The 23,485-nt window shown below is 74.3% G+C and carries 22 protein-coding genes; 16 read left to right on the top strand and 6 right to left on the bottom strand.

Translation table 11 applies throughout. From position 1 onward, the window contains the following. Nucleotides 1-272 precede the first annotated feature (272 nt). The 3 genes from ACQPZP_RS23495 to ACQPZP_RS23485 all read left to right on the top strand — a co-directional run bounded on the left by ACQPZP_RS23495 (nucleotide 273) and on the right by ACQPZP_RS23485 (nucleotide 2,669). A complete protein-coding gene (locus ACQPZP_RS23495) occupies nucleotides 273-632 on the top strand; it encodes a hypothetical protein (protein WP_433461424.1) in 360 nt (119 codons plus the stop codon). 196 nt (nucleotides 633-828) lie between these two features. Further along, a complete protein-coding gene (locus ACQPZP_RS23490; RefSeq protein ID WP_433471884.1) occupies nucleotides 829-1,839 on the top strand; it encodes an ABC transporter ATP-binding protein in 1,011 nt (336 codons plus the stop codon). Then, complete coding sequence (locus ACQPZP_RS23485) at nucleotides 1,836-2,669, top strand: ABC transporter permease subunit (RefSeq protein ID WP_433471883.1); 834 nt, start codon at nucleotides 1,836-1,838, stop codon at nucleotides 2,667-2,669. Before ACQPZP_RS23490 ends, ACQPZP_RS23485 begins: the two co-directional genes overlap by 4 nt. Nucleotides 2,670-2,693: 24 nt before the next feature. Here the strand turns inward: ACQPZP_RS23485 and ACQPZP_RS23480 are convergent, their stop codons facing one another. After that, nucleotides 2,694-3,158 carry a hypothetical protein gene (locus ACQPZP_RS23480; RefSeq protein WP_433471882.1) on the bottom strand — a complete coding sequence of 155 codons (465 nt, stop codon included), beginning with the start codon at nucleotides 3,156-3,158 and terminating at the stop codon, nucleotides 2,694-2,696. Between the two features lie 174 nt (nucleotides 3,159-3,332). On the opposite strand from ACQPZP_RS23480, the gene ACQPZP_RS23475 reads away from it, so the two are divergent. From ACQPZP_RS23475 to ACQPZP_RS23450, 6 genes are all read left to right on the top strand, one after another. Beyond that, nucleotides 3,333-3,968, top strand: coding sequence for a TetR/AcrR family transcriptional regulator (locus ACQPZP_RS23475; protein WP_433471881.1), 636 nt, complete (start codon nucleotides 3,333-3,335; stop codon nucleotides 3,966-3,968). Continuing rightward, complete coding sequence (locus ACQPZP_RS23470) at nucleotides 3,949-4,746, top strand: ABC transporter ATP-binding protein (RefSeq protein ID WP_433471880.1); 798 nt, start codon at nucleotides 3,949-3,951, stop codon at nucleotides 4,744-4,746. Before ACQPZP_RS23475 ends, ACQPZP_RS23470 begins: the two co-directional genes overlap by 20 nt. Beyond that, nucleotides 4,743-7,112 (top strand): FtsX-like permease family protein, encoded by a 2,370-nt coding sequence (locus ACQPZP_RS23465; protein WP_433471879.1) that lies wholly within the window; start codon nucleotides 4,743-4,745, stop codon nucleotides 7,110-7,112. The genes ACQPZP_RS23470 and ACQPZP_RS23465 overlap by 4 nt, the downstream gene beginning before the upstream one ends. A 162-nt stretch (nucleotides 7,113-7,274) precedes the next feature. After that, nucleotides 7,275-7,421, top strand: coding sequence for a hypothetical protein (locus ACQPZP_RS23460; protein WP_433471878.1), 147 nt, complete (start codon nucleotides 7,275-7,277; stop codon nucleotides 7,419-7,421). A 9-nt stretch (nucleotides 7,422-7,430) separates the two neighbouring features. Then, complete coding sequence (locus tag ACQPZP_RS23455) at nucleotides 7,431-7,910, top strand: MarR family winged helix-turn-helix transcriptional regulator (RefSeq protein ID WP_433471877.1); 480 nt, start codon at nucleotides 7,431-7,433, stop codon at nucleotides 7,908-7,910. Between the two features lie 100 nt (nucleotides 7,911-8,010). Continuing rightward, nucleotides 8,011-8,724, top strand: coding sequence for a DUF4142 domain-containing protein (locus ACQPZP_RS23450; protein ID WP_433471876.1), 714 nt, complete (start codon nucleotides 8,011-8,013; stop codon nucleotides 8,722-8,724). Between the two features lie 10 nt (nucleotides 8,725-8,734). Here ACQPZP_RS23450 and ACQPZP_RS23445 read toward each other — a convergent pair whose 3' ends face one another. Next, nucleotides 8,735-9,541, bottom strand: coding sequence for an NAD-dependent protein deacetylase (locus ACQPZP_RS23445; protein ID WP_433479663.1), 807 nt, complete (start codon nucleotides 9,539-9,541; stop codon nucleotides 8,735-8,737). 56 nt (nucleotides 9,542-9,597) lie between these two features. Further along, complete coding sequence (locus ACQPZP_RS23440) at nucleotides 9,598-10,563, bottom strand: DUF3068 domain-containing protein (protein ID WP_433471875.1); 966 nt, start codon at nucleotides 10,561-10,563, stop codon at nucleotides 9,598-9,600. 139 nt (nucleotides 10,564-10,702) lie between these two features. Between ACQPZP_RS23440 and nirB the strand changes: the two genes are divergently transcribed. From nirB to ACQPZP_RS23420, 4 genes are read left to right on the top strand one after another with little or no spacing between them, the layout of a single operon-like run. Then, complete coding sequence (gene nirB, locus ACQPZP_RS23435; protein WP_433471874.1) at nucleotides 10,703-13,204, top strand: nitrite reductase large subunit NirB; 2,502 nt, start codon at nucleotides 10,703-10,705, stop codon at nucleotides 13,202-13,204. Continuing rightward, a complete protein-coding gene (locus ACQPZP_RS23430) occupies nucleotides 13,201-14,709 on the top strand; it encodes an FAD-dependent oxidoreductase (RefSeq protein ID WP_433471873.1) in 1,509 nt (502 codons plus the stop codon). The genes nirB and ACQPZP_RS23430 overlap by 4 nt, the downstream gene beginning before the upstream one ends. 24 nt (nucleotides 14,710-14,733) lie before the next feature. Further along, complete coding sequence (locus tag ACQPZP_RS23425) at nucleotides 14,734-15,255, top strand: gamma carbonic anhydrase family protein (protein WP_433471872.1); 522 nt, start codon at nucleotides 14,734-14,736, stop codon at nucleotides 15,253-15,255. A gap of 13 nt (nucleotides 15,256-15,268) precedes the next feature. After that, nucleotides 15,269-16,150, top strand: a complete 882-nt coding sequence (locus ACQPZP_RS23420; RefSeq protein ID WP_433471871.1) for an amidohydrolase family protein — start codon at nucleotides 15,269-15,271, stop codon at nucleotides 16,148-16,150. An 11-nt stretch (nucleotides 16,151-16,161) separates the two neighbouring features. Here ACQPZP_RS23420 and ACQPZP_RS23415 read toward each other — a convergent pair whose 3' ends face one another. The 3 genes from ACQPZP_RS23415 to ACQPZP_RS23405 all read right to left on the bottom strand — a co-directional run bounded on the left by ACQPZP_RS23415 (nucleotide 16,162) and on the right by ACQPZP_RS23405 (nucleotide 19,498). Then, on the bottom strand, nucleotides 16,162-17,580 hold the full coding sequence (locus tag ACQPZP_RS23415) for an RNB domain-containing ribonuclease (RefSeq protein ID WP_433471870.1): 1,419 nt from the start codon (nucleotides 17,578-17,580) through the stop codon (nucleotides 16,162-16,164). A 42-nt stretch (nucleotides 17,581-17,622) separates the two neighbouring features. Further along, a complete protein-coding gene (locus tag ACQPZP_RS23410) occupies nucleotides 17,623-18,369 on the bottom strand; it encodes a Crp/Fnr family transcriptional regulator (protein ID WP_433471869.1) in 747 nt (248 codons plus the stop codon). 208 nt (nucleotides 18,370-18,577) lie between these two features. Continuing rightward, a complete protein-coding gene (locus ACQPZP_RS23405; RefSeq protein WP_433471868.1) occupies nucleotides 18,578-19,498 on the bottom strand; it encodes a 5'-3' exonuclease in 921 nt (306 codons plus the stop codon). Between the two features lie 105 nt (nucleotides 19,499-19,603). Between ACQPZP_RS23405 and ACQPZP_RS23400 the strand changes: the two genes are divergently transcribed. The 3 genes from ACQPZP_RS23400 to ACQPZP_RS23390 all read left to right on the top strand — a co-directional run bounded on the left by ACQPZP_RS23400 (nucleotide 19,604) and on the right by ACQPZP_RS23390 (nucleotide 23,484). Next, on the top strand, nucleotides 19,604-20,713 hold the full coding sequence (locus ACQPZP_RS23400; protein WP_433471867.1) for a M24 family metallopeptidase: 1,110 nt from the start codon (nucleotides 19,604-19,606) through the stop codon (nucleotides 20,711-20,713). Between the two features lie 225 nt (nucleotides 20,714-20,938). Beyond that, nucleotides 20,939-22,168, top strand: coding sequence for an ABC transporter ATP-binding protein (locus ACQPZP_RS23395; protein WP_433471866.1), 1,230 nt, complete (start codon nucleotides 20,939-20,941; stop codon nucleotides 22,166-22,168). Continuing rightward, nucleotides 22,165-23,484, top strand: a complete 1,320-nt coding sequence (locus ACQPZP_RS23390) for an ABC transporter substrate-binding protein (protein ID WP_433461403.1) — start codon at nucleotides 22,165-22,167, stop codon at nucleotides 23,482-23,484. The genes ACQPZP_RS23395 and ACQPZP_RS23390 overlap by 4 nt, the downstream gene beginning before the upstream one ends. The last annotated feature ends 1 nt before the right edge of the window (nucleotide 23,485 follow it).

The raw sequence follows: 23,485 nt of genomic DNA, 5'->3' as shown, positions 1-23,485 counted from the left end.
TGCGGTTCACCCGGGACGTCGCCAGGCGGACCAGGACGGGCTGCGGGGCGCCTCAGGAACCCGGGGGGTGACGCGGCAGGCCGCGGTGGCGGCACCGAGGAGCAGGGCGGCGGGGGCGGCCCCCGGTCCGCTCGATGAGCTGCGAAGACCCAAAGCCGACCAATGATGCGAAACCGTCGCGAGGTACCAGGATCCGATGGCACAATCGGGGCGCCCGGCGACCGTGAGGTCGAGAGTCGGGCTCCCATTGGAACCCGAGAAAGGTCCCGACCGTGGCCATCCGCGACAAGATGAGCGCCAACGCGGCCCACGTCCTGCAGCCGGGCGAGAACATCCAGGCGGTGTTCGGCGCCCAGACCACCAGCCAGTACTTCGCCCTGCTCTCGTACTGGATCATCATCTTCGCCAACGCCTACCGCGTGGTCGTCGTCACCGACCGGCGCATCCTCGTGTGCCGGTCCGGGCGGATGCGCATGACCCCCGTCAACGAGGTCCTTCGCGAGCTTCCGCGCGGCACCCGGATCGGGCCGCCGAGCGGCCTGTGGTGGCGCTGCGAGACGCTCGGCGAGCGCCTGTACGTCCACAAGCGGTTCCACAAGGACGTCAACGCGGCCGACGGCGTCGCCGCCTGACATCCCCGGGACGAGACGCCCTCCCGCCGGGAGGGCGTCTCGCCGTTCCCGGGGTCGGCGCCGGTGCCACAACGCGCCGCCGGCCCCCTACCGAGGTCGTAGACGGATCGGCTTCCAGGAGGATCCGGCGGCCCCGCCGGCCGCGCTACTGTGATCCCGATCACCGACATCTGCACGACGCGAGCCGGGACGAGGCATGATCGAGGCGGAGAACCTCACCAAACGCTACGGCGACAAGACCGCCGTGGACGACCTGTCGTTCACGGTCGTCCCCGGGCGGGTCACCGGGTTCCTCGGCCCGAACGGGGCCGGGAAGTCGACCACCATGCGGCTGCTGCTCGGGCTCGACCGGCCCGACCGCGGCGACGCCCGCATCCACGGCCGGCACTACCGCGACCTGAACGCGCCCATGCGCGTCGTGGGCGCCCTGCTGGAGGCGCGGGCCGTGCACACCGGCCGCAGCGCCTACAACCACCTGCTGTGCCTGGCCCAGACGCAGGGGATCGGCAAGAAGCGCGTCGACGAGGTCGTCGAGCTCGTCGGCCTCACCGGCGTCGCCCGCAAGCGCGCCGGCGGCTTCTCCCTCGGCATGGGGCAGCGGCTCGGCATCGCCGCCGCGCTGCTCGGCGACCCGTCCGTGCTGATCCTGGACGAACCCGTCAACGGCCTCGACCCCGAGGGCATCGTCTGGATCCGCACCCTCATGCAGCGGCTCGCCGCCGAGGGACGCACCGTGTTCGTCTCCAGCCACCTCATGAACGAGATGGCCGTCACCGCCGAGCACCTCATCGTCATCGGCCGCGGCCGGCTGATCGCCGACTGCTCCACCGAGGAGTTCATCGAGCGCAGCACCGAGAAGACGGTGATCGTGCGCAGCCCGGACGCCGGCAGGCTCGCCGGCGTCGTCGCCGCCGAGGGGGGCAAGGCCGCCCCGGGCGGAGACGGGCTCCTCACCGTGACCCACATGGAGGCGCCGCGCGTCGGGGAACTGGCCGCCGCGGAGGGCATCGTCCTGCACGAGCTCACCCCGAGCCGCGGCTCCCTGGAGTCGGCGTTCATGGAGCTGACGCGCGACAGCGTCGAGTACGGCGCCGCCGGCGCGCCCAGTGCCGGAACCGTCCCCGGACCCGTCCCCGGACCCGTCCCCGGGCCCGTCCCGGGCGCGGTCCCCGGCGCCGTCCCGGCCGAGGAGGGGGAGTCCCGATGACCACCGCCACCGCCACGCCCGCCGCGGAGCCCGCCGGCCACGACCGGCCCGGCTTCGGGCGGCTCATGGTCGCCGAATGGACGAAGATCCGCACGGTCCGGTCCACGCTGTGGTCGCTGATCCTGCTGGTCGTCCTCGACCTCGGGTTCACCGCCCTGTTCATCGGCCTCACCGTCGGGCAGTGGGACAACGCCGACGCCGGCGACCGCGCCCAGATCACCGCCGACCCGGTCAGCACCATCCTCGGCAGCGGGTTCTTCCTCAGCCAGCTGACCGTCTGCGTCCTCGGCGTGCTGGTGATCGCCTCCGAGTACTCCACCGGCATGATCCGCGCGAGCCTGCTCGCCGTGCCGCGGCGGCTGCCGATGCTGTGGGCCAAGGCCCTGGTGTTCGCGCTGGTCGTCCTCGTCCTCGGCGTCGCGGTGTCGTTCGCGTCGTTCTTCATCGGCGCGGCGATCCTGGCTGACAAGGTGCAGGTCTCCCTCGGCGACGAGGGCGTGCTGCGCGCCGTCATCGGGGGCGGCCTCTACCTGGCGATGCTCGGGCTGTTCGCGCTCGCCATCGGCGCGATCGTGCGGCACCCCGCCGGCGGCATCACCGGCGTCATCGGGTTCGTCCTCGTGCTGGCGCCGCTCGCCGCGCTGCTGCCCGGCAGCATCGGCGACCACGTCCACGCCTACCTGCCCTCCGAGGCGGGCACGCTGATCGCCAAGGCCCACCAGGGCCCCGACGACCTGCTGACGCCCTGGCAGGGGTACGGGGTCTTCGCCCTCTGGACGGCCGCGCTCCTCGCCCTCGCCGCCGTCCTCCTCAAACGCCGCGACGCCTGACCGCCCGGGGCGCCCCCCTCCCAGTCAGGGGCGGGGGCGCTCCGGCGCCAGCTGCCCGGCCACAACGATCCCGTACAGGACGTGGTCGAGCGCGACGACGGCCCGCCACGCGACGCCGCGCTCGCGGACGTGCCGGACGCCGAGGAGCGGGGCGATCCCCGCCTCGAAGCCCAGCCAAACCGCCAGGCCGTAGGCGGGGCCCGCGGCCGGGTGCCGGCGGAACCCGGCGGGCAGCATCCCGAACACCGCGCCGCCGACCGCGCCGTAGGCCCAGTGCGCCAGCTCGGTCGCGGCCTCCCGGTACGGCTCCGGCAGCCGGCGCACGACCGGCACGTGCCGCTCGACGATCGCCTCCGGCGGGCTCTTCTCGTGCGGGCCGACCGCGGCCGTCACGGTCCGCACCCCCGTCATCGCCATCGCCGCGACCAGCCCCCGCGCGCCCGCCCGCGCGACCGCGGGGCCGCGCGCCTGCGGCCTCCTGCCCCTCATGTGCGCCTCCTCGACGGACCCCCTGGGCACCTGCCCCGCACGCGCCCGCCCATGCCCGCGGCGCCCCGCCCCCGCATCGACTCTTGCATCATGCAATGATTCGCCGTACCCTCCGCTTAAGCGCTTGCTTAAAGCGGGCGACCAAGAGACGGGGGCGTGATGGAGGGCGACCAGGTGCCCACGCGGATACGGCTGCTGGAGGCGGCCGTCGCGGTGATGGCCGAGAGCGGCTGGGCCGCGGTGACCTCGCGGGTGGTGGCGGACAGGGCGCAGGCCAACAACGCGCTCGTGCACTACTACTTCGGGTCGGTGGACGCGCTCCGCAGGGCCGCGGTGATGCACGCCGTGGAGAAGGAGCTGGAGGGCCCGGTCGAGGCGATCCTGCGGTCCGAGGACGCCCTGGACGGCGTCGCCTGCGCGGTCCGCGACCTCGTCGGCCGCGGACCCGGCGCGCCCGGCCAGCGCGTCCTGGTGGAGGCGATGCTGCACGGCCTGCGCGACGAGGAGCTGCGCGAGGAGACCCGGCGGCAGATCCGGATGTTCCGCGACCTGCTGGCCGCCCGGCTCGCGGAGAACCAGGCCGCGGGCCTGCTGCGCGCCGACGCCGACGCCGCCGGCCTGGCGGTCGTGTTCAGCGCGCTCCTGGACGGGCTGCTCATGCACGTGCTGATCGACCCCGACACCGCCGCCGGCGGATCCACGGCCGGGCTTATCGCCCTGCTGCGGCCGTCCGGCGGACTTCCCGGTGCCCCGTCCGGCGCCCCATCCGGCGACGACGAAGGAGACGACGATGACGCGTCACGGCCATGAACCGGCGGCCGTCCGGGACGACACCGTCCGGGATGACACCGCCCGGCACGACACCGGCCCTGAGGGCGGGGCGCCGGCGGCGGTGCTGCTGCGCGGCGCCGGCAAGACCTACGGCAGCGGCCACGCCGAGGTCCGCGCGCTGCGCGACGTGGACCTGGAGGTGCGGCAGGGCGAGTTCGCGGTGCTGCTCGGCCCGTCCGGCTCCGGCAAGACGACCCTGCTCAACCTCATCGGCGGGATCGAGCCCGCCACCGCGGGCGAGGTGATCGCGGGCGGCCGCGACATCTCCGGCCTGGACGAGGACGCCCGCACAGCCTACCGGCGCGACACCGTCGGCTTCGTCTTCCAGTTCTTCAACCTCGTCCCGTCGCTGACGGCGCTGGAGAACGTCCGGCTGGTCGCGGAGCTGACCGGCAGCCGCGACCGGGAGCGGCCGGAGGCGGCGCTGGCCGCGGTCGGGCTCGCCGAGCGCGGCGGGCACTTCCCGGCGCAGCTGTCGGGCGGCGAGCAGCAGCGCGTCGCCATCGCCCGCGCGATCGCCAAGGACCCCGCGCTGCTGCTGTGCGACGAGCCGACCGGCGCGCTGGACCTGGAGACCGGGCGCGGCGTCCTGCGCGTCCTGCAGGACCTCAACCGGGAGGGCCGGACGGTCCTGGTCGTCACCCACAACGCCGCGATCGCCTCCATCGCCCACCGCGTGGTGCGGATGCGCTCCGGCCGCGTCGTCGAGGTGACCGCCACCGCCGCGCCCGCTATCGCCGACGAGGTGGCCTGGTGAGCACGCTCAACGTCAAACTGCGCCGCGACCTGCGCCGCCGCCCCGGGCAGCTGGTGTCGGTGGTGGTGCTGGTGATGCTCGGCGTCGCCCTGTTCGGCGCGTCCTACGACGCCTACAGGAACCTGGACGCCGGCTACCAGGCGCTCTTCCAGAAGTACCGGTTCGCGGACCTGACCCTCTCGGGCGGCGACGCCGCGGCCATCGCCGAGCAGGCCGAGGCCCGCCCCGGCGTGGAGGCGGCCGGCGTCCGGACCGTCGCGGACGTGCCGATGCGCATGCCGGACGGCGCCACACTCGTCGGACGGGTCGTCGGGCTCCCCGCCGGAACCCAGCCCGCCGTCGACCGGGTCAAGGTCCTCAGCGGCCGGTACCTCGACACCGCCGATCCCACGGGCGTCCTCGCCGAGAGGCACATCGCCGGCCACGCCCACCTGAAGCCCGGCGCCGCGGTGTCGGTGTGGGACGGCCGCGCCTGGCGGAGCCTCGGCGTGCGCGGCACCGTGTCCTCACCCGAGTACCTGTGGCCCGCCTCCAGCCGCCAGGACGTGCTTCCCGCGCCCGGATCGTTCGGCGTCCTGTTCGTCCCCGAACCGCTGGCCCGGCAGATCGCCGGAACGGAGAAGCCCGACCAGGTCGACGTCTACTACACCGCGGCGGGACGCGACCACGCCGGCCGGCTGGACGCCGCCCTCACCGCGGCCGCGCGCGGGCACGGCGCCGGCGCGGCCGTCACCCGCGCCGAGCAGCCCAGCAACGCCACCCTCGCCGAGGACATCAAGGGGTTCTCCGAGCTGGCCGTGATGTTCCCGCTGCTGTTCCTCGCCGCCGCCGGCGTCGCCGTCTACGTCGTGCTGACCCGCCGGGTGGCGCGCGACCGCGTCGTCATCGGGACGCTGCGCGCCAGCGGGTTCCGCCGCCGGACCGTCGTGACGCACTACCTGATGACCGGTGTCGCGGTCGGCCTCGCCGGATCCGTCCCCGGCGTCGCCGCCGGGCTGCTGCTCGCCGGATCGGTCACCCGCCTGTACGGCGACGCCATCGGCCTGCCCGAGACGCTGGTGTCGGTCCGCGCGTCCACGGTCGCGGCGGGGCTGGCGTTCGGGGTGGTCGCCGGCGCGCTCGCCGCACTCGCCCCCGCCGTGTCGGCCGCCCGCGTCCCGCCCGCCGAGGCGATGCGCGGCACCGTCCCGTCCACCGGGGGAGGCGGGCCGCTCGCCCGGCTGCAGCGGGCCGTGCCCGCCGCGGGACGGCTCCCCGCGGGCGCGTGGCTGGTGCTGCGCGGCCCCACCCGCCAGTTCCGCCGCACCCTCTACACGATGGCCGGCGTCGTCCTCGCGCTCGTCCTGATCCTCGTCTCCTGGGGGGTGCTGGACTCCTCGCAGGCCACCGTGTCCCGGCAGTTCGACGACATCCAGCGGCAGGACGCCGAGATCACCCTCGGACGCCCCCTCGACGGCGCCACCCTCAAGGCGCTGTCGGCGACGCAGGGGGTGCGGGCCGCCGAGCCGTCCGCGCAGGTCCCCGTCACCATCACCGCGGGGGACAAGGGCTACTCCACCACCGTCGTCGGGCTGCCCGCCGGCACCCGCATGCACCGGTTCCTCACCCCCGGCGGCGGCGAGCGCCCGCTGCCCGCGCACGGCGCGCTGATCGGAGCGGCGCTGCGCGACAGGCTCGGCGTCGGCACCGGCGACCCCGTCGGCCTGCGCCTCGGCGACGGCCGGACGGTCACCACGACCGTCGCCGGGTTCGTCGACGAGCCCCTCGGCACCTTCGCCTACGCCGACCTCGGCCAGGTCGCCGCGTGGGCGCCGGACACCGAACCCGGAAGCGTCCTCGTCCAGTTCGACCCCGGCGCCGACCGCGCCGCCGTCGAGCGCGCCCTGTCGGCCGTGCCCGGCGTCGTCGCCTACACCGACTCCCAGGCGCTGAGGAAGACCATGGGCGACTACATGGACCTGTTCTACGTGTTCGTCGCGGTCATGCTCGTGTTCGGCGGGCTGCTGGCCTTCACCGTCCTGTTCGCCACCCTGTCGGTCAACCTCGCCGAACGCGGCACCGAACTGGCGACCCTGCGCGCCGTCGGGGTCGGGCGGCGCCGGCTGGCCCGGCTCGTCACCGCCGAGAACCTCCTCGTCGTGGCCGCCGGAGCCGTCCCCGGGCTGATCGCCGGGCGGCTCGCCACCGGCGCGTTCCTCGGCGCCTTCAACAGCGACCTGATGGCGTTCCACACCGAGATCCGGCCCGCCACCTTCGCCTGGTCCGCGCTGGCCGTCATCGCCGTCGCCGCCCTGGCGCAGCGCCCCGGCCTGCGCGGCCTCGCCCGCATGGACCTCGCTGCCCTCGTCCGGAAGCGGACGGGCTGACCATCCGGGCGGCGCCCCCGGACACGCGCGGGCGCCGCCCGGATCACCGCGTGCAAGGGCTGCCGCGGCGACTGCCCCGTCAACGGCGACAGGGCCACCTCCAAGGCCGAGTTCCTCGCCCATCACTACAGGGGCCGGATCCGGCCGCCCGCGCACTACACGATGGGCTCGCTGCCGCTGTGGGCCCGGATCGCCGCGCTCGCACCCGGCGCCGCCAACGCCGCGCTGCACATCCCCGTCCTGGAGGCGTCCGGCCACCGCGTCGAGGTCCCGCCGGCCCGTTGGCGCGCCCCGGGCCCCGCATTGTAGAAAGTCGTCATGAGCGAGCAGGGGGACGCCGGCGTCGACGAGGTCACCTCGGCGCTGCTGACCGCGTCCCGGCTGCTGGTCGCGATCTCGGTGCGCTCCCTGTCCGCCGTGGAGGGAGCCGTCACGCTGCCGCAGTTCCGGCTCCTCGTCGTCCTGTCCTCGCAGGGGCCGGCCAAGCTCGTGACGCTCGCCGGGCTGCTGGAGGTCAACCCGTCCACCGCGATGCGGATGGTGGACCGGCTCGCCGCCGCCGGGCTGGTGGACCGGCAGGCCAGCCCGGACAGCGGCCGCGAGATCCGCATCCAGCTCACCGCCGCCGGGCGCGGCATCGTCGACGACGTGACCGCCCGCCGCCGCGCCGACATCGCCGAGGTCGTGTCCCGGATGCCGGCCGGGCAGCGGCACGCCCTCGTCGCCGCCCTGCGCGCCTTCACCGACGCCGGCGGCGAGCCCCCGGTGACCAGCCTGGCGCAGCTCGGCTGGACCTGAGGCCCCCGGCCCGATCCGGTCGGCCGCCCGCCGAACCCCGCCGCGCCGACGCGCGTACTGCTGCACTGAGCCCTTCTCCTCGACCGAAAGGCGGCGGCGGATGCGAGATCCCCGACCTGTCGTCGCGGCGGCGTGCGGCCTGGCCGCGGTGCTGCTGCTCGGCGCATGCACAGCGGTGGGCCGCCAGGCCGCCGACGGCGGCGCGGTGGCGCCGAAGGTGAACGCCGAGAACGCGGCCCAATCCACCGTCGACACTCAGTGGGGCCCGCTCGGCCCCGCCGACCGCAACCTCGTCGTGAAGGTCCGCCAGGCCGGGCTGTGGGAGATCCCCGTCGGCCGGCAGGCCGAGCAGCGCGCCTCCCGCGCCGCGACCCGCCGCAACCTCGGCGAGATCGCCCGCCAGCACGTCCGGCTGGACGAGCTGGACCGCAACGTCGCCGCGAGGCTGAACGTCCCGCTGCCCGACCGGCCCACCGCGGACCAGCAGAGCTGGATGTCGGAGATCACCGGCAAGACCGGCGACAACTACGACCGGACGGCCGTCCTGCGGCTGCGCATGGCGCACGGCCAGATCTACCCGGCGATCGCGGCGGTCCGCGGCAGCACCCGCAACACCCTCGTGCGGCAGTTCGCCGAGGAGTGCGAGAAGTTCGTCCGCACCCACATGAGGCTGCTGGAGGGCACCGGCTTCGTCACCGGCGACACCCTCCCGGACCCGCCGGCGATCACCGACGCGCCCCCGCCCGGGAACCCCGGCCAGCCGCACACCCCCGCCCCGGCCGCGACCTCGCTGCTCGGCGGCGGCGGGCACTGAACCGCCGGCGTCAGGCCGCCAGCTCGCCCAGCAGGGCGCCCAGGGTCGCGCCGAGCGGGGCGTCCAGCGTGACCAGGGCGTGCTCGTCGCCCCTGGTCGCGCCCCGGTTGACGATCGCGACCGGAACGCCGTGCCCGGCGGCGTGCCGGACGAACCGGTACCCCGACAGCACCGTCAGCGACGACCCGAGCACCAGCAGCGCGCCCGCCCGCTCGGTCAGCGCGTAGCAGTCCCGGACGCGGCCCGGCGGCACGTTCTCCCCGAAGAAGATCACATCGGGTTTGAGCGGGCCGCCGCACCGCTCGCAGCCCGCGACCCGGAACGCCTCCACGGCCTCGTCTCCGAGGACCGCGTCACCGTCCGGGTTGATCGCACCGGCGCGGGCCTCCCACCCCGGGTTGGCGTCGCGCAGCCGCTCCTCCAGCCGCCCGCGCGGGGTCCGCTCGCCGCAGGACAGGCACACCACCCGGTCCAGCGCGCCGTGCAGCTCGATCACGCCGTCCGCGCCGGCCGCCTGCTGCAGCCCGTCGACGTTCTGGGTGATGATCCCGGCGAGCAGCCCGCGCCGCTGCAGCTCGGCGACCGCCCGGTGCCCGGCGTTCGGGCGGGCCCGGGCGATGTGCCGCCAGCCGAGATGGCTGCGCGCCCAGTAGCGGCGGCGCGCCGCCTCGCTCCCGGTGAACGCCTGGTACGTCATCGGCTCCGCGCGGCGCCTGCGCCCGGTCTCCCCGCGGTAGTCCGGGATGCCCGACTCGGTCGACAGGCCCGCCCCGCTCAGCACCACCACATCGCCGTCCGAGACGAGGTCGGCCAGCATCCGCAGCCCGGTCCCCGCCTCGTTCCCCGCAACCTCTGCGCTCCCCGCAACCTCCGTCACCCCTCCATGGTGCACGAGGGCGACGGGTGCCGGGCCGCGCGCCGCCCGCCCCGCACCGTCAGCGGCAGCCCGGCCGGCAGAAGCAGCACGCCGGCGCCGCCGGCGGCGAGGGGCCCGACGGTCCGCAGCAGCCGGATCTTCCCGGCGCCGTCGGCGGACCGAGCGGCCAGCGCCCGCCGCGACTCGGGCGTCATCCGCAGGGTCAGGTCCGCGACCACGAGCCGGCCCGGCCCCTCCCTCGGCCGCAGCGTCGACAGCACCCGCTGCCGCTGGTCGACCGGCGCGCCCGTCCGCGGGTCCACCCAGAACGTGGCGTCGGCCCGGTAGTAGCGGTCGACGGGAACGGCCGCGCTCCCCTTGCGGCGCCCGAGCAGCTCGCCCGGCACGGCGGGAAGCTCGCCGGTGACCTTCGTCTCCGGGACGTGCTGGACGAAGCGGTAGGTGAGCACGCCGCCGACGCGTTCCTCCCCGTCGAACGCGACCGGCCAGGTCCGCCGGGTCTCGGGGTCGAACAGCTCCAGTCCCTGCTTGCGCGGGTTCACCGGCCAGAACAGCCCGACCCCCGACATGCGGACCCCCGTGTCGCCCTGCACCGCCGCGCCGCAGCAGTTCCGCAGCTCCCCGGTCCGGCGGTCGAAGGCGTAGCGCTGCTTCTGGATCTCGATCGTGGTGCCCCCCGCGATGTCCTGGACCACGGTGCCGGAGTCCCAGACGGCGACGCCGCCATGGGCCGAGCCGGGATCGCCCCTGACCGTGTTGGTCGCCACGACCGTCGCGCCGGTGCGCGGAACGGCCGCGGCGGCGTCGAAGTACGCGGCGTTCTCGGCCTTCAGCCGCGTCACCTGGTAAACGTCTGCGGGCGCGCCGATCAGCGTCGGGGCGACGTAGAACCGCGTGAGCGCGCCGGCGGCGACCAGGAAGGCGCCCGTTCCGACGAGGGACACTCCGATGATCCGCCACATCGCCTCACCCTCCTGTTCCGATGGTGTCCCGGCCCCGCCCGGCCCCACCTCCGGGACGAGACGGCGGTGAGGGCCAGTTAACGCGTGGGTGACGTCCGGGATCCACACGGGAAATACGGGCCGCCGAGGATCGGGGCTCATGGGAGCCGACAGCAAACCGGACAGACGGCTGGTCGTGGCCGGCCACGGACCGGCCGCGCACCGCCTGGTGGAGGCCCTCCGCGAGCGCGACACCGAAGCCACGTGGACGATCACCGTCATCGGGGAGGAGACCCGGACCGCCTACGACCGGGTGGCGCTGACGACGCACCTGGAAGGCGCCGAGCTGGCCTACCCGGCGCACGGCGGCGAGGTCGCCGTGCACACCGGCGAGCGGGTCACCGCGATCGACCGCGCCGCCCGCACCGTCACCACCTCCGCGGGACGCGCCGTCCCCTACGACGCGCTCGTCCTGGCGACCGGGTCTTCGCCGTTCGTGCCGCCGGTCGAGGGCCGCGACCTGCCCGGCGTGTTCGTGTACCGCACGATCGACGACCTGGACGCCATCCGCGAGTACGCCCGTGACAAGGCGACCGGCGCCGTCGTCGGCGGCGGCCTGCTCGGCCTGGAGGCGGCCCGCGCGATCCAGGGACTCGGGCTGCGCAGCGGCGTCGTCGAGGTCGCGCCGTGGCTGATGCCGCGGCAGCTGGACGAGGGCGGCGGCGCGATGCTGCGGCGCCACATCGAGGCGCTCGGCATGGCCGTGCACGCGGGCACCCCGATGCGCGCCCTGGAAGCGGGCGAGGACGGCTCCGTCCGGCGCGTCGTCCTCGCCGACGGCGAGGCGATCGACGCCGAGGTCGTCGTGTTCTCCGCCGGCATCCGCCCCCGCGACGAACTGGCCCGCGGCTGCGGCCTGCCGGTGGGGGAGCGCGGCGGCATCGTCGTGGACGCCGGCTGCCGCACCGAGGACCCCGCCATCTGGGCGATCGGTGAGTGCGCGCTCGTCGGCGGCGCGGTGTACGGGCTCGTCGGGCCCTGCTTCTCCATGGCCGAGGTGGTCGCCGACCGGCTGCTGTCCGAGACCAGCACGGCCGTGTTCGACGGCGCCGACATGTCCACCAAGCTCAAGCTGATGGGCGTTGACGTCGCCAGCTTCGGCGACCCGTTCGCCGGCCCCGACCAGGGAGCCCTGGGCGTCACCTACACCGACCCCGTCGCCGGGATCTACAAGAGGCTCGTCGTGAGCGACGACGCGCAGACGCTCCTCGGCGGCGTCCTCGTCGGCGACGCCGAGTCGTACGCGACGCTCCGCGCCTACGTCGGCGGAAGCCTGCCGGGCGCGCCCGAGCAGATGCTGTTCGGCGGCACCGAGACCGCCGGCGGCGACCTGCCCGGCGCGACCGTCATCTGCTCCTGCAACAACGTCACCGCCGAGGGCATCCGCTGCGCGATCGCCGAGCACTCCCTCACCGGCGTCCCCGCGGTCAAGGACTGCACCAGGGCGGGGACGAGCTGCGGCAGCTGCGTCCCGCTGGTGAAGAAGATCCTGGACGCCGAGCTGACCGCCGCCGGGATCGAGGTCAGCAAGGCCATCTGCGAGCACTTCGACTACAGCCGCGCCGAGCTGTTCGACATCGTCCGGGCCGGGCAGGTCACCAGCTTCACCCAGCTCGTCGAGGAGCACGGGACGGGCCGCGGCTGCGACATCTGCAAGCCCGCCGTCGCGTCCATCCTGGCCAGCCTCGGCAACGGCCACATCCTGGAGGGCGAGCAGGCGGCGCTGCAGGACACCAACGACCACTTCCTCGCCAACCTGCAGAAGAACGGCACCTACTCGGTCGTCCCGCGCGTCCCCGGCGGGGAGATCACCCCGGAGAAGCTCATCGTGATCGGGGAGGTCGCGCGCGACTTCGGCCTCTACACCAAGATCACCGGCGGGCAGCGGATCGACCTGTTCGGCGCCCGCGTCGAGCAGCTCCCCGAGATCTGGCGGCGGCTCGTGGACGCCGGGTTCGAGTCCGGGCACGCCTACGGCAAGGCGCTGCGGACCGTGAAGTCGTGCGTCGGGTCCACCTGGTGCCGCTACGGCGTCCAGGACTCCGCCGCGATGGCGATCCGCCTCGAACTGCGCTACCGGGGGCTGCGCGCCCCGCACAAGCTGAAGTCGGCCGTCTCCGGCTGCGCCCGCGAGTGCGCCGAGGCGCAGAGCAAGGACTTCGGCGTCATCGCCACGGAGAACGGCTGGAACCTCTACCTCGCCGGCAACGGCGGCATGCGGCCCCGGCACGCCGACCTGTTCGCCACCGACCTCTCCGACGGAGAGCTGATCACCTACATCGACCGGTTCCTGATGTTCTACATCCGCACCGCCGACCGGCTGCAGCGCACCGCGAGCTGGCTGGAGTCCCTCGACGGCGGCCTGGACTACCTCCGCGAGGTGATCGTGGACGACCGGCTCGGCATCTGCGCCGACCTCGACGCCGCCATGGAACGCCACGTCGCCGCCTACTCCGACGAATGGCGCGACACCCTCGACGACCCCGACCGGCTCGGCCGGTTCGTCTCCTTCGTCAACGCCCCGCAGACCCCCGACCCGAGCATCGCGTTCGAGGTCGAGCGCGACCAGATCAAACCCCTTCCGCTGGAGGTGAAACGGTGAACCCCGGACAGGACGCCGGCATCGTCGTCGTCGGGAACGGCATGGCCGGCTCGCGGTTCGTGGGCGAGCTGCGGTCCCGGGACGCCGCGACACCGGTCACGGTGATCGGCGCGGAGACCCAGCGCCCCTACAACCGGGTGCTGCTGTCCAACGTCCTCGCCGGGGTGACGCGGCCCGACCACATCAGCCTGGTCGACGCCGCCTGGTACGCCTCCCACGGCGTCGACGCCCGGCTCGGCGTCGAGGTCACCCGCATCGACCGCGCCGCGAAGACCGTCCACGCCACCGACGGCACCGTCACCCCCTACCGGACGCTCGTCCTCGCGACCGGAAGCACCGCGTTCATCCCGCCGATGCCGGGCCTGGAGGACGGCCTGCCCGAGGGCGCGCTGGTGTTCCGCACCCTGGACGACTGCCGCCGCATCTCCGAACTGGCCGACACGGCCCGCCGCGCCGTCGTCGTCGGCGGCGGACTGCTCGGCATCGAGGCCGCCCGCGGGCTGATGGGCCGCGGCCTGGACGTGACCGTCCTGCACCTGGCCGGGCACCTCATGGAACGCCAGCTCGACCCCGCCGCCGGGAAGGTCCTCGCCCGCACGCTGGCCGCCCTCGGCATCGGCACCCGGCTGCAGGCCAACGTCGCCGGCCTGCGCACCGGCGGCGGCGTGGTCACCGGCGTCGAACTGGCGCTGCCCGGCGGCGGCACCGAGGTCATCGACACCGACCTGGTCATCCTGTCCTGCGGAGTCCGGCCCGAGGTCGCGCTCGCCCGCGACGCCGGCCTGGCCATCGGCCGCGCCGTGATCGTCGACGACGAGCTGCGGTCGGTCACCGACCCGTCCGTCCGCGCCATCGGCGAGTGCTCCGAGCACCGCGACGAGGTGTACGGGCTGGTGGCGCCCGCCTGGGAGCAGGCCGGCGTGCTCGCGGGCCTGCTCGCCGGCACCGACCCCGCGGCGCGGTTCACCGGCGCCCGGCAGATCACCCGCCTCAAGGCCGCCGGGATCGAGCTGGCCTCGATGGGCGAGACCCACTTCGGCGACGATGACGACGACGTGGAGGTCGTCCGGTTCACCGACACCACGCGCGGCACCTACAAGAAGGCGGTGATCCGGGACGGCCGGCTGATCGGCGCGATCCTGCTCGGCGAGACCTCCACCGCCGGCACCCTCACCCAGCTCTACGACCGGGAGGCGCCGCTGCCCGCCGAGCGCCTCGGCCTGCTGTTCCCCGGCGTCGGCGCCGCCACCGAGGCCGAGTCGCCGCTGCGGATGCCCGACGCCGCGACCGTCTGCCAGTGCAACAACGTCAGCAAGGGCCAGATCCGCGCCTGCTGGCAGGCCGGTGCCCGCACCGCCGACGACGTCGCCCGCGAGACCCGCGCCGGCACCGGCTGCGGAAGCTGCCGCTCCGCCGTCGAGGGCATCGTCGCCTGGCTGGACGAGCAGGACTCGGTGGGCGCGCAGGACGCGGTGGACATGCGGGACTCGGTGGACGTCGCCTGAAACGCCGCGGGTAGGCTCCGCCGCATGGCCGTCTACGCGCTGGGAGACCAGGTACCCGACATCCATCCGTCCGCGTACGTCCACCCGGGGGCGACCGTCATCGGGTCGGTGACGCTGGGGGAGGACGCCACCGTCTGGCCCGGCGCCGTCCTGCGCGGCGACTACGGGACGATCATCGTCGGTGCCCGCACCTCCGTCCAGGACGGCACCGTCGTGCACACCACGGCGCGGTGGCCGACCGTCATCGGCGCCGACTGCGTGATCGGCCACAACGCGCACCTGGAGGGCTGCGTCGTCGAGGACCGCTGCCTCGTCGGCTCCGGATCGGTCGTCCTCAACCGCGCCCGCGTCGGCGCCCGCGGCGTCGTCGGCGCCGGCGCCGTCCTGACCGAGGGCGGGACCGTCCCGCCCGGGCACACCGCCCTCGGGATCCCGGCGCGGGCCAGGCCCGGCGGGATCGACGAGGAATGGCACACCGAGGCGGTCGCGATGTACGTCGCGAACGGGCGCCGCTACGCCGCCGAGCTCACCCTCGTCCAGCCCTGACCGGGAGGCGTTCATGCTCGACGGACGTCCGCTGATCGACGCGCACGTGCACACCGCCCGGCTCCCGACCCTGCCGCCCGCCTGGCGGCAGTGGGCCGAGGAGTTCGGCTCGTCCCACCCCTGGCAGGACCTCTACGACGCCGACGGGACCCTCGTCCCCGGACGGGTCGACGCCTACTTCGAGGACGAGGGCGTCGACATCGCCCTCCTGCTCTGCGAGTACAGCCCCAGGACCACCGGCATGCAGCCCATCGAGGACCTGCGCCCCCTCCTCAAGCACAACCCGCGCCGGTTCCGGCCGATCGCCAACGTCAACCCGCACCTGCACTACCCGATCGACGCCGAGGTCGAGCGGCAGCTGGAGTTCGGCGCCGCCGCCCTCAAACTGCACCCGGTGCACGGCGGGTTCAGCGTCGCCGACCCCGAGCTGTACCCCGCCTACCAGGTGTGCCGCGACGCGGGCGTCCCGGTCGTCGTGCACTGCGGGACCAGCTCGTTCCCCGGCTCGGCCAACCGGTACGCCGACCCCACGCCGATCGACGACGTGCTGCGGCTGTTCCCCGGCCTGACGTTCGTCCTCGCCCACGGCGGGCGCGGCTGGTGGTACGACGCCGCGGCGTTCCTCGCGCTGTCCCGCGACACCGTCTGGATCGAGCTGTCCGGGCTCCCGCCCCGCCGGCTCCCCGAGTACTACGCCCGGCACGACCTGCGGCGCCTCGCCCGCAAGTTCATCTTCGGCACCGACTGGCCCGGCGTCCCCGGCATCGCCCGCAACGCCCGCGCCCTCGCCGCGCTCGGCCTGGACGAGGAGACGCTCTCCCTCGTCCTCGGCGGCAACGCCCTCCAGGTCTACAAGGGCCTGTCCCTCCCCGGGGAGGGCCGCTCACCCCGCTGACCGGACGTGATTCACGCCGCGCGGGAGAAGCGGACGTGGCGGCGGGCCGGATCCGCCTCCTCCAGCCGCACCCGGACCTGCTCGCCGAGCGGCAGATCCGCACCCTCGCAGCGGCCGAACACCGGCGGCGCCACCAGCTGGACGCGCCCGCCCGTCCGGTCGCCGTTCACGTCGACCACCACGGCGTCGAACACGTCCCCGACATGGTCGCGCAGCAGCAGCGCCTCGACGAGGTCGACGCACGCGTGGTCGATGTCGGCGCCCCGGCGCAGCGCCCGCTGCATCACCTCGGGCAGCTCCGGCAGCGCCTCCCGCGCCCAGCCCGGCACCGGGCGTCCCGCAGCCAGGGCCAGGCACACCTCCGAGGCGTACCGGTCCGCCAGCCGCCGGATCGGCGCGGTGACGTGCGCGTACGGGGCGGCGACGGCGGCGTGCACGGCCTGCCCCGGCGGCGCCCCGTCGAACGCGGTGTAGCCGGCGCCGCGCATCAGCCCCGCCGCGTCGTGCAGGAACGCGGCGTGCCGGGGCAGCGCCGGATCGAGGGCGCGGACGATGTCCCCGTAGGAGGCGCCGCCCGGCCAGGCGACGCCGAGCGCGCGGGCGGCCAGCCGCAGCCGCCCGACGGCCTCCGCCGGCGCGGGCGGCATGGTGCGCAGCAGCCCGACCCCGCCGTCCAGCATCAGCCGGGCCGCCGCCCGCCCGGTCAGCAGCGAGATCTGCGCGTTCCACGCCTCGGTGGCGAGGTCGCCGCGCAGCTTCAGCGCCCAGCCGCCGTTCGCGTGCACGACCTCCTGCTCGGGCAGCGGCAGGCTCACGCCGCCGCGCGCCGCCTCCGCCGCGATCAGCCGCTCGCCGATCTCGCCGAGCAGCGCGATCCGCGGGTCGCCGCCGTCGTGCCGGGCGGTCGCGTAGTCCAGCCGGTCGTGGCTGCGGACGAGGGCGCGCCGCACGTCCACGTCCGTGATCCGCCCGGCGTCGTCGATGTCGATCGTCCACGCCACGGCGGGGCGCTCCCGGCCGGGCAGCAGGCTCGCGGTGCCCTCCGACAGGCGGCGCGGATGCAGCGGCGCGGTCGCGTCCGGCAGGTAGAGCGTGACGCCGCGGGCCCGGGCCTCGGCGTCCAGGGCGCCGCCCGGCCGGACGAACCCGGCCACGTCGGCGATCGCGTACCGCACCCGGTGCCCGGAGCCGCGCCGCTGCAGGTGCATCGCCTGGTCGAGGTCCAGGGAGCCGGGCGGGTCGAGGGTGAAGAAGGGGACGTCGCGCAGGTCCGCACGGCCGTTGGACGGCGCCGCGGACTCGGCGGCCTCCGCGAGGACGGCGGGCGGGAACGGGCCGGGAACCGAGTACTCGGCGCGGATCCGGTCGAGCCCCGCGCGGACCTCGGCGTCGGCCTCGGCGGTACGCAGTCGCAGCGGTCGGCGCGGCACAGAATCGAGCGTACGGGACGAATCCGCCGATCCATACCGAATCTACAATGTAAAGGAGCCGGCCTGGTCGTCCGGGCTCCGCGCGAACGCGCGCAGCCCCGCCGGGTCCACCACGGTGATCTTGCGCCAGCCGGTGCTGACGAGCCCCTCCCGCCGCAGCGTGGACAGCGCCCGGGCGACGGTCTCCCGGGAGGCGTCCATCCAGCTGCCGAGCTCCTCCTGGGACAGCGGCGGCGCGATCGCGATCGCCCCGCCGGGTCCCGGCGAGGCGTGCCGGGCGGACAGATCGGCCAGCTCCGCCAGCAGGATCGCCAGCCGCCGCGCGCCCTGCGCCGACACGTGCGCCTGCAGCCTGCGGTCCGCGTCGTCGAGCCGGCGCACGAACGTGCCGCTGACCAGCAGCCACACGCGCGGATGGGCGTCCAGGAAGGCGGTGAACCGGGCGGCCGGCACGATCAGCGCGCGGACCCGGTCCAGCGCCTGGACGGTCGCGGAGCGCTCCCGGCGGCCGAGCACCGCGCTCTCGCAGACCAGGTCGCCGGGCCCGCGCACGGCCAGCACCACCGCGCGCCCGTCCTCGCCGGCGTAACTGACCTTCGCCCAGCCGGTCTCGATGATGATGATGTGGTCGGAATCGTCGCCCTGGTAGCACAGGGGCGCCCGCGGCTGGTAGGTCCGGGTCCGCCCGGCGCCCCGGAGCGCCGCGCGCTCCGGTTCGTCCAGCGCGTCCCAGAATCCGCCGCCGGGGTCGGCGGCGACACCGCCGCGTGATCCGGTCCGCTCGCTCACGGCACGTCCGTCTCCGGTCCGGGGTTCGGATGAACCGGCACCCGCGGCAGATGGGGGGAGTGGGGCGGTGAGGCCCAGTGCCGCGGGTACCGGTCGCCTGCATGTGCCAATGAGAACCCCTTACCGTTCCGCATGCTGCACGCTGGAGAACGGGCAGTCTGCGTCATCTGACACTTTTCCCGAAAATTGCAGCGAAAAGCGCCCGGAGTCAGCGTGCGAGGGCGTTCAGGAGGCGGTTGACGGGACCGCCGAGGTTCCAGCGGTCGGCGAGCTCGACGAGCGCCTCGCCGGACCGCGGCCCGGCCGGCAGCCGGTCGTCCAGCTTCGCCAGCTCGGGAGCGTCGATGTCGGTGACGACCCGCACCACCGTCTCGGCCGCGGCCAGGTACTCGCGGGCCGCCTCCATCCGGCGGCGCGCGCCCGCCGGGAACCCCTCGTCGGTGCCGGCGTCGAGCGCGGCGAGGATGCCGCCGACCGACCCGAACCGGGTGACGAGCGCCGCGGCGGTCTTGTCGCCGACGCCGGGGACGCCGGGCAGCCCGTCGCTGGGGTCGCCGCGCAGCGTCGCGTAGTCGCCGTAGCCGCGGCCCGGGATGCCGTACTTGGCCGCGACCTCCTTCTCGCCCATCACCTGCAGGTTCCGGACCCCGCGCGCCGTGTACAGGACGGCGACCGGACCGCGGTCGTCCACCAGCTGGAACAGGTCGCGGTCGCCGGTCACGATGTCGACCGGGCCGTCCGCCGCACCGCGCACCGCGAGCGTCCCGATCACGTCGTCGGCCTCGTAGCCGGGGACGCCCGCGCGCGCCAGCCCGAACGCGTCCAGCACCTGGTCGATCACCGGGAGCTGCGCCTCCAGGGCGTCCGGCGTCTGGTCGCCGCCGTCCGCGGCGACCCGGTGCGCCTTGTAGGAGGGCAGCGCCGCCACCCGGAACGCGGGCCGCCAGTCGGCGTCCATGCAGCACACGAGCCGGTCCGGCCGGCGGTCCTGGACGAGCCGCGCGATCATGTCGATGAGCCCGCGCACCGCGTTCACCGGCGTCCCGTCGGGCGCCGTCACCGACTCGGGCACCCCGAAGAAGGCGCGGAAGTACAACGACGGCGTGTCCAGCAGCATCAGCCCGCTCATGGGGCACATGCTGCCACGCGGGCCGGGGCCGCGGCGCGCGGATGCTCCTGGGATCCTGATACCGGCGACACCGAGAGATTGGAGAGGGTGAGATTGGAGACGGATGTGACAACGGAGTTGTATCCGCGTGAACGCGTCGGGCAGGTGCGGGAGGCGACCGCCGCGGCGGGCCTCGGGGCGGTCCTGCTGACCCCCGGCCCGGACCTGCGCTACGTCACCGGCTATGACGCCAAGCAGCTGGAGCGCCTCACCTGCCTGGCGGTGCCCGCCGAGGGCGAGCCGTTCCTGGTCGTCCCGCGCCTGGAGCTGCCGGCGGCGCGGGAGTCTCCGGCCGGGTCGCTCGGGGTGGAGCTGGTCCCGTGGGACGAGACCGACGACCCGTACGCGCTGACCGCCTCCCGGCTGCCCGCCGGGATCGCGAAGGTCGGGCTCGCCGACCGGATGTGGGCGGTCATGGCGCTGCGGTTCCGCGCCGCGCTGCCCGGTGCCGAGCAGTCCGCCGCCGGGGCGGTGCTGCGGGAGCTGCGGATGCGCAAGTCCGCCGCCGAGGTCGCGGCGCTGCGCGAGGCCGGCGCGGCGATCGACCGCGTGCACCGCCGGGTGCCCGGATTCCTCAAGGCCGGGCGCACCGAGCGGGAGGTCGGCCGCGACATCGCCGACGCGATCATCGCCGAGGGGCACGCCCAGGTCGACTTCGTGATCGTCGGATCCGGACCGAACGGCGCCAACCCGCACGCCGAACTGTCGGACCGGGTGATCGGTCCCGGCGAGCCGGTCGTGGTCGACATCGGCGGGACGATGCCGAGCGGCTACTGCTCGGACTCGACCCGCAACTACTGCGTCGGCCGGCCGCCCGCCGAGTACCGCGCGTACTTCGCGGTGCTGGAGGAGGCGCAGCGGGCGTCGTGCGAGGCCGTCCGGCCGGGGGCGACGCCCGAGGCGGTGGACGCGGCGGGACGCGGCGTCATCGCCGCCGCCGGGCACGGCGAGCACTTCTTCCACCGCACCGGCCACGGCATCGGGCTGGAGTCGCACGAGGACCCCTACATCGTGGCCGGCAACCGCGAGCCGCTGGAGCCGGGGATGGCGTTCTCGATCGAGCCGGGCATCTACCCCGGCCCGCACGGCGCCCGGATCGAGGACATCGTCGTGTGCACCGCGGACGGATACGAGCCGATGAACGTCACCGAGCGCGGTCTGGTGATCGTGGACTGACGCCGCACGGAGCCGGGAGGCCCTCCCGGACGGCCGAGGGCGCGGACGGACTTCCGTCCGTGCCCTCGCGCTGTTTGCGGACGACACGAAATAACCCGGAAACAGGTCGGTAACGATCCTTGTACCAAATCCGTCAGCTCGCATCCTGTCTGTTGCGGTCCGGGCGGTCTGCCCTGTACCTCCTTGTTGCATTGTTGCGGGGGTTAGTGGGGAAGGGGAGACGACGTGGCAGAGGTCGACCTGACCAGCGTCGGGAAGGTGTATCCCGACGGCACGCGGGCCGTGACCGACCTGAGCCTCCACATCGCGGACGGGGAGTTCCTCGTCCTGGTCGGCCCGTCGGGCTGCGGCAAGACGACCGCGCTGCGGATGGTCGCCGGGCTGGAGGACATCTCAGAGGGCGAGGTCACGATCGGCGGCCGGGTCGTCAACCGGGTGCCCGCCCGCGACCGCGACGTCGCGATGGTGTTCCAGAGCTACGCCCTCTACCCGCACCTGTCGGTCCGCGACAACATCGGCTTCGGGCTGTCGCTGCGCAAGCTGCCGAAGGCCGAGATCAAGGAGAAGGTGGACCGCGCCGCGGAGATCCTCGGCCTCACCGAGCACCTGTCGCGCAAGCCCCGCAACCTGTCGGGCGGGCAGCGGCAGCGCGTCGCGATGGGCCGCGCGATCGTCCGCGAGCCGCAGGCGTTCCTCATGGACGAGCCGCTGTCCAACCTCGACGCCAAGCTCCGCGTCCAGATGCGCGCCGAGATCGCCCGCATCCAGCGCGACCTCGGCGTCACCACGATCTACGTCACGCACGACCAGACCGAGGCGATGACCCTCGGCGACCGCGTCGCGGTCATGAAGAAGGGCGAGCTGCAGCAGGTCGCCCCGCCGCAGGAACTGTACGACCGGCCGGCGAACCTGTTCGTCGCCGGCTTCATCGGCTCTCCGGCCATGAACCTGATCCAGGGCACGCTGTCCGGGGACGCGGAGAACCCGCGCCTGGAGATCGGCGGCCAGACCCTGACGCTGCCGGCCGCGGTGCTGACCGAGCGTCCGGCCCTCGCGTCCCACCTCGGGGGCGACGTCGTCGTCGGGATCCGCCCCGAGGACATGGAGGACTCCGAGCTCGTGGACACGCCCGAGGGGTCCGGGCTGGCCTCCACCGCCGACCTCGTGGAGGCGATGGGCTCGGACGTGCTGGTCCACTTCGCGATCGAGGCGGCCCAGGTCGTCACCGAGGACACCAAGGAGCTCGCGCGCGACGCGGGGACCGACGTGCTGGGGCACCTGGAGAACCCCCGCACGGACCTGGTCGCGCGGTTCAGCCCGCGCACCCGCGTGAAGGTGGGCGACCCGGTGACGATCCACGTCGACACCGGCCGCCTGCACTTCTTCGATATCGAGTCCGGCGCGTCGATCTGGGGATCGGACGGCGCCGGTCCGGCCAGGGAGGATGAGGAATGAAGGTCAGCAGGCGTGTGACGGGCGCCGCCGTGGCGGCGGGACTGCTCCTGTCGGCCGCCGCGTGCGGCGGCGACGACAAGGGCGACGGCGATTCGACGCCCGCCGGCGGGGGAGAGCTGAAGGGCACCACCATCGAGGTCGCGGCCAAGTGGACCGGCCCCGAGGAGACGAACTTCCGCAAGGTGCTGCAGGCGTTCGAGAAGAAGACCGGCGCGAAGGTCAACTACGCGTCCACCGGCGAGAACACCGACGCCTACCTCGGCCCGCGCATCGAGGCCAAGAACCCGCCGGACGTGGCGATCCTGCCGCAGCCGGGCCTGATGCAGCAGTACGCCGAGAAGGGCGCGCTCAAGCCGCTCGGCGACGACGTGGTCTCCGAGGTCGGCACCAACTTCGCGCCGTACTGGAAGGAGCTCGGCTCCTCCGGCGGCAAGACCTACGGCGTGATCGTCAAGGCCGCCTACAAGTCGATCCTGTGGTACCGGCCGCAGGCGTTCGACGAGGCCGGCGTGCAGCCGCCCGCCGCGTGGGCCGACCTGGTCAAGACGGCGGGCACGCTGCAGGACGCGGGCACCACCCCGTTCACGCTGGCCGCCGGGCCGCAGGACTCCTGGACGCTGACCGACTGGTTCGAGAACGTCTACCTCTCGCAGGCCGGCCCGGAGAACTACGACAAGCTCGCCAAGCACGAGATCAAGTGGACCGACCCGACGGTCGGCAAGGCGCTGCAGACCCTCGCCGAGATCTGGGGCAAGCCCGACTACCTGAACGGCGGCGTCGCCACCGCGACCAAGACCAAGTTCGACGAGTCGGTCACCCAGGTCTTCGGCCAGCAGAAGGCCGCCATGGTGTACGGCGGCGACTTCGCCGCCGCCAACATCGCCACCACCAAGGCCAAGGTCGGCACGGACGCCAAGGTGTTCGCGTTCCCGAAGGCCGGCGACACCGCCCCGGCGATCCTCGGCGGCGACGTCGCGGTCGCGCTGAAGGACGGCAAGGGCGCGCAGGAGCTGATGAAGTACCTCGCCTCGCCCGAGGCGGGCAAGGTCTGGGCCGGGCTCGGCGGATACCTGACGCCGAACAAGAACGTCAAGCCGGACGCCTACTCCGACCCGATCGCCAAGCAGCTGATCGGCCAGCTGCAGCAGTCGGGCGACGCGGCCCGCTACGACATGTCCGACCTGGCGCCCGCCGCGTTCGGCGCGACGCCCGGCAAGGGCGAGTGGGAGGCGCTGCGCCAGTTCGTGCAGAACCCGACCGACGTCAAGGGCACGCAGGCCAAGCTGGAGTCCGAGGCCGCCAAGGCGTACAAGTAGG

The organism is Spirillospora sp. CA-142024 (assembly GCF_050942325.1).
GTDB lineage: Bacteria > Actinomycetota > Actinomycetes > Streptosporangiales > Streptosporangiaceae > Spirillospora.
This window is presented reverse-complemented; position numbering and strand designations above follow the sequence as displayed.

Coding starts and splice junctions, on each gene's coding strand:
- ACQPZP_RS23490 (WP_433471884.1), top strand. CDS start 829: ATGATCGAGGCGGAGAACCTCACCAAACGCTACGGCGACAAGACCGCC.
- ACQPZP_RS23485 (WP_433471883.1), top strand. CDS start 1,836: ATGACCACCGCCACCGCCACGCCCGCCGCGGAGCCCGCCGGCCACGAC.
- ACQPZP_RS23480 (WP_433471882.1), bottom strand. CDS start 3,158: ATGAGGGGCAGGAGGCCGCAGGCGCGCGGCCCCGCGGTCGCGCGGGCG.
- ACQPZP_RS23470 (WP_433471880.1), top strand. CDS start 3,949: ATGACGCGTCACGGCCATGAACCGGCGGCCGTCCGGGACGACACCGTC.
- ACQPZP_RS23460 (WP_433471878.1), top strand. CDS start 7,275: ATGGGCTCGCTGCCGCTGTGGGCCCGGATCGCCGCGCTCGCACCCGGC.
- ACQPZP_RS23455 (WP_433471877.1), top strand. CDS start 7,431: ATGAGCGAGCAGGGGGACGCCGGCGTCGACGAGGTCACCTCGGCGCTG.
- ACQPZP_RS23450 (WP_433471876.1), top strand. CDS start 8,011: ATGCGAGATCCCCGACCTGTCGTCGCGGCGGCGTGCGGCCTGGCCGCG.
- ACQPZP_RS23445 (WP_433479663.1), bottom strand. CDS start 9,541: ATGCTGGCCGACCTCGTCTCGGACGGCGATGTGGTGGTGCTGAGCGGG.
- ACQPZP_RS23440 (WP_433471875.1), bottom strand. CDS start 10,563: ATGTGGCGGATCATCGGAGTGTCCCTCGTCGGAACGGGCGCCTTCCTG.
- nirB (WP_433471874.1), top strand. CDS start 10,703: ATGGGAGCCGACAGCAAACCGGACAGACGGCTGGTCGTGGCCGGCCAC.
- ACQPZP_RS23425 (WP_433471872.1), top strand. CDS start 14,734: ATGGCCGTCTACGCGCTGGGAGACCAGGTACCCGACATCCATCCGTCC.
- ACQPZP_RS23420 (WP_433471871.1), top strand. CDS start 15,269: ATGCTCGACGGACGTCCGCTGATCGACGCGCACGTGCACACCGCCCGG.
- ACQPZP_RS23405 (WP_433471868.1), bottom strand. CDS start 19,498: ATGAGCGGGCTGATGCTGCTGGACACGCCGTCGTTGTACTTCCGCGCC.
- ACQPZP_RS23390 (WP_433461403.1), top strand. CDS start 22,165: ATGAAGGTCAGCAGGCGTGTGACGGGCGCCGCCGTGGCGGCGGGACTG.